The 281-nt window shown below is 29.5% G+C and carries 1 protein-coding gene; it reads left to right on the forward strand.

The window, feature by feature from the left end; all coding sequences use genetic code 11:
* Window positions 1-281: DUF735 family protein (locus U881_RS0102290; RefSeq protein ID WP_024653107.1), on the forward strand; the 281-nt coding region annotated here is incomplete at both ends.

Here is a 281-nt window from a genome sequence, read left to right on the forward strand (position 1 = left end):
AATTCACGTTTTATTGCATTCTGGTTATCCGAAATACTTCAAATAATATATTCAAAAAACCAAACTCTAGATACTCTGGTACAGAACATTGATAGTGTCCTTTTTGCTTTACGATATATCGGCACACATGAATCTTTCAAAAAATTATTTAAAGCTTTTCTCAACGTTGATATCGAACCTAAAACTTCTGCTCCCGGAGTCATTGATATCAAACTTAAAAGTAATATTAAAACTAATATTATTTCATTTATTGTTTTTAGTGCTCCAGATGGACACAAATA

It is taken from the genome of Borrelia persica No12 (genome assembly GCF_000500045.1).
GTDB lineage: Bacteria > Spirochaetota > Spirochaetia > Borreliales > Borreliaceae > Borrelia > Borrelia persica.